The sequence below is a fragment of the Streptomyces oryzae genome (assembly GCF_017676365.1).
Classification (GTDB): Bacteria; Actinomycetota; Actinomycetes; order Streptomycetales; family Streptomycetaceae; genus Streptomyces; species Streptomyces oryzae.
This window is the reverse complement of record NZ_JADKMA010000276.1, coordinates 1-7,047: the sequence shown is the minus strand read 5'-3', so window position 1 is coordinate 7,047 and position 7,047 is coordinate 1. Positions and strand designations below refer to the sequence as shown.

The 7,047-nt window shown below is 72.6% G+C and carries 6 protein-coding genes; 3 read left to right on the top strand and 3 right to left on the bottom strand.

The features are described from left to right. Together ITI46_RS32140 and ITI46_RS32135 are read left to right on the top strand one after the other, a co-directional pair. Positions 1-1,087: PP2C family protein-serine/threonine phosphatase (locus tag ITI46_RS32140; protein WP_307808413.1), on the top strand; the 1,087-nt coding region annotated here is incomplete at its 5' end. A 175-nt stretch (positions 1,088-1,262) separates the two neighbouring features. Continuing rightward, positions 1,263-1,778: a lytic polysaccharide monooxygenase auxiliary activity family 9 protein gene (locus ITI46_RS32135; protein ID WP_209243469.1), complete on the top strand. Its 516-nt coding sequence runs from the start codon at positions 1,263-1,265 to the stop codon at positions 1,776-1,778. On the opposite strand, the gene ITI46_RS32130 is transcribed toward ITI46_RS32135, so the two are convergent. Both ITI46_RS32130 and ITI46_RS32125 read right to left on the bottom strand, forming a co-directional pair. Then, the gene (locus tag ITI46_RS32130) at positions 1,748-3,097 is read right to left on the bottom strand and encodes an amidohydrolase family protein (protein WP_209243468.1); all 1,350 of its coding nucleotides are present in this window, start codon (positions 3,095-3,097) and stop codon (positions 1,748-1,750) included. The two genes, ITI46_RS32135 and ITI46_RS32130, sit on opposite strands and share 31 nt — an antisense overlap. Beyond that, complete coding sequence (locus tag ITI46_RS32125) at positions 3,098-4,510, bottom strand: type I glutamate--ammonia ligase (RefSeq protein ID WP_247746921.1); 1,413 nt, start codon at positions 4,508-4,510, stop codon at positions 3,098-3,100. A 277-nt stretch (positions 4,511-4,787) separates the two neighbouring features. On the opposite strand from ITI46_RS32125, the gene ITI46_RS32120 reads away from it, so the two are divergent. Beyond that, positions 4,788-5,756 (top strand): Sco1979 family transcriptional regulator, encoded by a 969-nt coding sequence (locus tag ITI46_RS32120; protein ID WP_247746920.1) that lies wholly within the window; start codon positions 4,788-4,790, stop codon positions 5,754-5,756. A 13-nt stretch (positions 5,757-5,769) separates the two neighbouring features. Here the strand turns inward: ITI46_RS32120 and ITI46_RS32115 are convergent, their stop codons facing one another. Next, entirely contained in the window at positions 5,770-7,020 is a 1,251-nt protein-coding gene (locus ITI46_RS32115) for an acetyl-CoA C-acetyltransferase (protein WP_209243466.1), read from the bottom strand. Positions 7,021-7,047 lie beyond the last annotated feature (27 nt).

The following is a 7,047-nucleotide window of genomic DNA, read 5'->3' as shown; positions in this document are numbered from 1 at the left end:
GGGCTGGGTGGGCGGCCCCGCGGATGGACTGGGCAGAGTGCCGTATGCGGCACCGCCGCTGCTGCTGCTCGGAGGCGTGGCGGTGAACGTGTTCGCGCCCAAGCCGTACTACGGGCTGCCCCTGCTGGCCTGCGTCGCGATGGTTGCGGGTATGAGCTACTCCTTCAGGGCCAGCGTGCTGTTCGGGGTCGCGGCCGGCCTGGCCACGGCGGGCGCGGGCGGATACAAGGGCCGCGAAAGCTCGGCGCTGCTCATCGATGTGGCCGCAGTGCTGGCCGTGAGCCTGGTCGGCCTCTGGATCAAATGGCTCGTCGACCGGCAGGGCCGCAATCTGGCCGTCGCGCTGAACGTCGCCGAGGCGGCACAGCGCGCGGTGCTGCCCGCGCCGCCCACCGACGTGGGACCGCTCACCGTCGCCGACCGCTATGTTGCGGCCCAGATCGGGGCCGCGATCGGCGGGGATCTGTACGCGCTCCAGGAGACGCCGTTCGGCATCCGGGCGATGATCGGCGACGTGCGCGGCAAGGGGCTGCCCGCCGTCTCCGCCGTCTCGGTCGCGGTCGGCGCCTTCCGGGAGGCGGCCGAGCACGCCCCGACCCTGCACGACCTGGCCGACCGGCTCGACCGGGCCCTGGACAGGGAGGGCGAGCGGCGCCAGGACACGGAGGACGACATCGAGGGGTTCGTCACCGCGCTGCTCGTCCAGATTCCGCCCAGCGGCGACACGATCACCGTGCTCAACCGGGGCCACCCGCCGCCCTATCTGCTGCACGACGGCAACGTCACCTGTCTGGAGCCGACCCACCCCGAACTGCCGCTGTCCACCGGGCTCGACTCCCCGAACGGCGCGCCGGTCGAGGAGACCTTCCCGTTCGCGCCCCACGACTCACTGGTGATGGTCACCGACGGGGTGACCGAGGCCCGCAACGGCGCGGGCGAGTTCTTCGACGTCCAGTGGGGCCTCGGAAGTACCGGTCTGCGCCGCGCGGACGAACTGGCCGACGCGCTGGTGAAGGCGGTCACGGAGTGGACGGGTGGTCAGCGGCAGGACGACATGGCGGTGTTGGTGCTCACCCGCGCTGCGTAGCCCCCGACGACCGGCGGCCCGGCGCGGTCGGCATCAGCTGTGTCCGATGTCTTGACCGTGGACAGACAGTGGTTAAAGTCTAGACCAATCGGATGTGCCCCCACCGGGACCGGCCGAGGTGTGCCTCGGCGTGCGTGCGCCGTGGCGTGCCGGTCCTGCCGCCGAAGGAGTTGACATGCACAAAAAGAGGAAGCTGGCCGCGCTCATCGGTGCCGGACTCTCACCCCTGCTCGTCCTCGGCCTCTCCGTCACCCCGGCCAGCGCACACGGCTACATCAGCGACCCCGCCAGCCGGCAGGCCCAGTGCGCTGCCGGAGTCGTCGAATGCGGCTCCATCAAGTACGAGCCGCAGAGCGTCGAGGGCCCCAAGGGTCTGCAGGACTGCGCGGGCGGCCACGACGAGTGGGCGGAGCTGCGCGACGACAACCACGGCTGGAACGTGGCGAACGTCGGTAAGTCCGCCACCTTCAACTGGACGCTGACCGCCGCACACCGCACCACCACCTGGCAGTACTTCATCGACGGCCAGAAGATCGCCGAGTTCGACCAGGGCGGGGAGCAGCCCCCCTCGCAGCTGTCGCACAACGTCGACTTCGGCAACTTCTCCGGCCGCCAGACCGTGCTGGCGGTGTGGAACGTCGCCGACACCGCGAACGCGTTCTACGCGTGCGTCGACGTGAACATCGGCTGAGGTCTGTGCTCGACGGTGCCCCCTCGCCGGCGATTTCTCGCCGGCGAGGGGGCACACCCTTCTCGCGTGGTTGCCGAGAGCCCGGCACCGTCGTCGGCGTAAGCTGCGCGCCTTGCCGTTGCGACGGGAGAACCGCGGAGGCGCGAGCACAGCCCGTACAGCCGCTGCGCCGTGCCGCCTGCGATCATGGCCGTCACTCTTCGGGCGTCCGGGGGTGACCACTCGCCCCGTCGCACCCACTCCTCCGTCAGGGAGGTCAGCGCTTTGCGGAAGAGCTGGGCGCCGGCCATGTACAGCTCCGGGATGCCGTAGGCGTCGGTGGAGAAGAGGAGTTTGCCGAAGGGGGTGAGCTCCAGCAGTTCGGCGAGCACGTGGCGGGCGCGGGCGCCGGTGTGCGGGATGGTGAGCCCGAAATCGGCGTAGACGTGGGGGAAGACAGCGGCCAGATAACCGGCGCCGCGGTGGTAGGGGTAGCAGTGCAGGAGGACCAGCGGGGCGCCGTAGGGGGCTGCCGCGCGGATGAAGTCGGTCAGCAGCAGCGGATCGCAGCGGTCCAGGCGCAGATCCGGGTCGCCGAAGCCGGTGTGCAACTGCAGCGGCAGCCCGGTCCGTACGGCCGACCACAGCAGATGCCGCTCCAGCACCGGGTCGGAGAGCCTGCTGCCCCGCGCCCTGGAGGCCAGCCAGCGGTCGGCGGCGGCGTAGATCTCCGAGGTGGCCGGAGGAGTGGGTGCCAGGTCCAGGCCGCAGCGGTAGGCGGCCACGGACTTGAAGCCGCGCGCGGTGCGTGCCGACCCGCGTACCCCCTCGGACACCTCGGCCAGGAAGGAGTGGGTGTCGCGCGCGGTGTCGGCGGCCCGCTCGGCCAGCCGTTCCAGGCGGACGATCTCATGGGCCTCCGCCGCCGCGGTCTCGGCAAGCTCGCCCGGGGTGAGCAGCGGGCCTGGCAGCCCCGTGTCCACGAGGAAGGCGGAGATACCACTGGCGCGCAGCAGTCTGCCGGTCACCTCGGTGGTGCCCAGCTCGGTACGCCGGCGCAGATAGGCCGCCGGCTCGCAGTGCGGCTCCAGGCCGAGCACGGGCGCGCACCAGCGCCGGACGGCAAAGCCCAGTTGGGTGTCGAAGTAGCTGAACGGGGCGCCGGTGTCTCCGGGCGAGGAGCCGGGGGCCGGAGCGGGGCGCTGCGGGACGTGGGCCTCCGTCAGAAACCCCTCGAACGCCGCCGGCTCCGGGCCGGCCCTGAGCACTCCATGGCAGTGCTGGTCGACCAGCGGCGGGAACGCGGGGAACGTGGGCACGGACGGCACGGGCACCGGCATTCAGTACCTCCCCCGGGTCGCGGCGGCGATCTCCTGCTCACTCGTCCCCTCGAACAGCTCGATCTCGCCCGCGCGCACCGCGCGGATGGCGCAGAACAGCGGCTCGCCGAGGGCCCGGCGCAGCGCCGTGGAGCTGTCGAAGTGCGCCAGCGCCTCGCCGAGCGAGCCCGGCAGCCGCCGCGGCGCTGGGTCGCTGTGCACCGGGTCGCCGGCCACCGGCTCGGGCAGCCGGGCCGCTGCCGGGTCGGCACCGGTGAGCTCGGCGAGACCGGCGAGCCCCGCCGCGATGACGCCGCCCACCAGCAGATACGGGTTGGCCGCCGAGTCCACGCACTTGACCTCGGCGTTGGCGGTGTCGGCGGCGGACCCGCTGCCCGTGATGAAGCGGAGCGCCGCCTCCCGGTTCTCCAGGCCCCAGCACTGGAAGGCGCCCGCCCAGTGCGACGGGCGCAGCCGCAGATAGCTGGCGGGGGAGGGGGCACCGAGCGCCAGCAGCGCGGGCAGCTCCCGCAACACCCCGGCCAGGAACGCCTCGCACTCCCGCGTCATCCCGAACGGACCCTCGCCGCCCGCGCACAGGTTACGGCCCTCCCGCCACAGGCTCAGATGCAGATGCCCGCCGCTGCCCACCCCGGACGGGTCCACCACCGGCGCGAACGACGCGGTCAGCCCGTGCCGCAGCGAGACCGCGCGCACGGTCTCCCGTACCAGCACCGCCAGGTCAGCGGCGCCCACCGGGTCGGACGGTGCGACGGAGACCTCGAACTGACCCGCGGCGTACTCGGGGTGGATCTGCAGCACCTCGACGCCCTGCGCCGTCAGCGCCGCCAGGACGTCCCGCAGATAGTCGGAGGTCTCCACCAGCCGCGCCATGCCGTATGCCGGGCCCCGCGTCGGATAAGCGGGCTCGCCGCCCGCTCCCGGCAGTTCGCCCTGCACGGCCACCCACTCGGTCTCGAACCCGGCGCGCAGCTCGATGCCGTGCTCGGCCCGTGCCCGTTCGGCCATCCGCCGGGCGAACCCCCGCTGGCAGGCCGCGTACGGACGGCCGTCCTGCTCATAGCGGTCCACCGGCGCCCAGGCCCAGCCGGGCTGCGCCGAGAGCACGGTCAGCCGGTCCAGGTCGGGCACCAGCCGCAGATCCCCGTCGGGGCCGCCGATGTGCTCGCTGGCCGTCATGGAGTCGTCGACCAGATAGACGTCGAAGCACGGGGACATGCCCACGCCTGCGCCGACGGCCTGCGGCAGCCGGTTCGCCGGTACGGCCTTGACCCTGGTGAGCCCCGCGTTGTCCACCCAGGTGAGCGCGGTGCCGTGCACCCCGGCGCGGGCCAGCCGTGCCGCGGCGGCACGGGCCCGCTCCTGGGCGCGCCAGGGGTCCCCGTCCCGCCGCCGGTCCGGATGGTCCGTCATATCCGCTGTGGTGTGCGCTGCCGCATCCGTCCCGGTGGCCGGCGTCCGCCGTGTCGTTCCCATGCACGAGGCGTTTACTCTCCGTTCGCGATCAGGGCAAGTCGCCGTGCGCAGGGACTCCGTAACCGGTCCGGGATGTGCCATCGGCAAGAAGCCTGGGTACGACGTGCCTGACTTCAGGGCTAGTTGGGCAGTACCCCAATGAGGCCACATCGGAGCGGGGAGGGAAACTTGGAAGGTGGCGAGACCAATGCGGCTACGGTACGGGAGCAGCGGTATGCGCATCACTGACGTCACTGGCGGTGAGCCTGCCGCCAGAGACGCCGTGCAGGACGGTACGACGGAAGGAGGCGCCGCTTCCCCCGCGGTGCCCAGAATGGTGCTGGGAATCCGGCTCCGGAGGCTGCGCGAGGCACAGTACATATCCCGCCGGGAGGCCGCTGAGGCCATCCGGGTCACCCACCAGCGGATCCAGGACCTGGAGCAGGGCCGCATCGGCTGCGCCCTGCGGGACGTCGCGGATCTGCTCACCATCTACGGCGTCACGGACGAGAGCGAGCGCGCCGTACTGACCGCGCTGGCCCAGCAGGCCAACACCCCCGGCTGGTGGCACGACTTCCAAGGGGTCGTCCCGCACTGGCTGCACACCTACCTGGGGCTGGAGCAGGCGGCCAGCGTGATCCGCACCTACGAGGTGCAGTTCGTGCCCGGTCTCCTCCAGACGAGGGAGTACGCACGCGCCGTCATCGAACTGGTACGCGAAGAGGAGCCCGAGGCGGGCATCCGGCGCCGTGTCGAACTGCGGATGCAGCGCCAGCAGATCCTCTACGGTCCCCGCGCACCGCATGTGTGGGCCGTCATCGACGAGGCCGCGCTGCGCCGCCCCGTCGGCGGCGCCGCGACGATGCGGGCCCAGCTGCGGCACCTGTGCGCGATGAGTGAACTGCCGCATGTGACGGTGCAGGTCATGCCGTTCAGCGCGGGCGGACACGCAGCAGCGGGAGGCCCCGTCACGCTGCTGCGGCTGCCCGAGGGCGAGCTGCCCGACGTCGTCTACCTGGAGCAGCTGCACAGCGCCACCTACCTCGAGGACGACGCCGACATCGAAGCCTACCGCCGGGTCACCGACCGGCTGGTGACCCGCTCGATGCCGCCGTCCCAGACCCGCGACATGCTGCGGCAGATCGCCGACGAGCTGCCCGACGACGAACCGACGGAGCCGGTCCGGCGCCTCGCCGGCCGCTAGGCCCCTTCCGAGGTCACCCCGCGTCAGGGACGCGCTCGAAGACGGCGGCCAGCCCCTGGCCGCCGCCGATGCACATGGTCTCCAGGCCGTAACGGGCGCCGCAGCGCCGCATCTCATGGGCCAGAGTCGCCAGGATGCGTGCGCCCGTGGCGCCCACGGGGTGGCCCAGCGAGATCCCGGAGCCGTTGACGTTGATCCGCTGCTCGTGGTCCCGCTCGGTCAGCCCGAGCGCCCGGGTGCAGGCGAGGACCTGTGCGGCGAACGCCTCGTTGAGCTCGATGAGGTCCAGGTCGGCCGGACCGAGCCGGGCCTTGGCGAGCGCGTCCCGGGTGGCCTGCACCGGGCCCAGGCCCATCGTCCCGGCGGGTACGCCTGCCCGGGCGAAGGAGACCAGCCGCACCAGCGGCCGCAGCCCCAGCCGTTCGGCGGTGCCGGCCGCGGTGACCAGGCAGGCTGCCGCCGCGTCGTTCTGGCCGCTGGCGTTCCCGGCGGTCACGGTGGCCTCCGGATCCTCCTCGAGCCGTACGGGCCGCAGCGCGGCGAGCTGTTCCGCGGTGGTGTCAGGGCGGGGGTGCTCGTCCGTTTCGACCCGCGTGATGCCCTTGCGGGTCCGTACGGTCACCGGCACCGTTTCCGCCTCGAACCTGCCCTCGGCCAGCGCCCGTCCGGCGCGCTGCTGGGAGCGGAGCGCCAGCGCGTCCTGCTCCTCGCGGCCGACGGAGAACTCCCGGCGCAGATTCTCCGCCGTCTCGATCATCCCGCCGGGCACCGGATGGTTCTCGCCGCCCGCGGTGATCCGGCCGCGGGCGAGGGAGTCGTGCAGCGTCAGGCCAGGGCCCTTGATGCCCCAGCGGCCCTCGTGCGTGTAGTACGGCGCCGCGCTCATCACCTCGGCGCCGCCCGCGATGACGACCTCGCTGAACCCGGCCCGTATCTGCATCGCGGCGTCCAGCACCGCCTGGAGCCCCGAACCGCAGCGCCGGTCGACCTGAGTGCCCGTCACCGATGGCGGCAGCCCCGCGTCCAGCGCCGCGACCCGGCCCAGGGCCGGGGCCTCCGAGCTGGGGTAGGCGTGGCCGAGGATCACCTCGTCCACGCGCTCCGGGTCGATACCCGTACGCGAGACGATCTCGGAGATCAGCAGGGCCGCCAGCGACTGCGGGCGCTGCCCCGCCAGCGCGCCGCCGAACCGGCCGATCGGGGTGCGCAAGGGTTCGCAGATGACGATGTCGGCGCTGCCGGGACCGACGGGGCTACCTGTCATGTTGCGGCCTTTCCGTGGGCGGGCGGG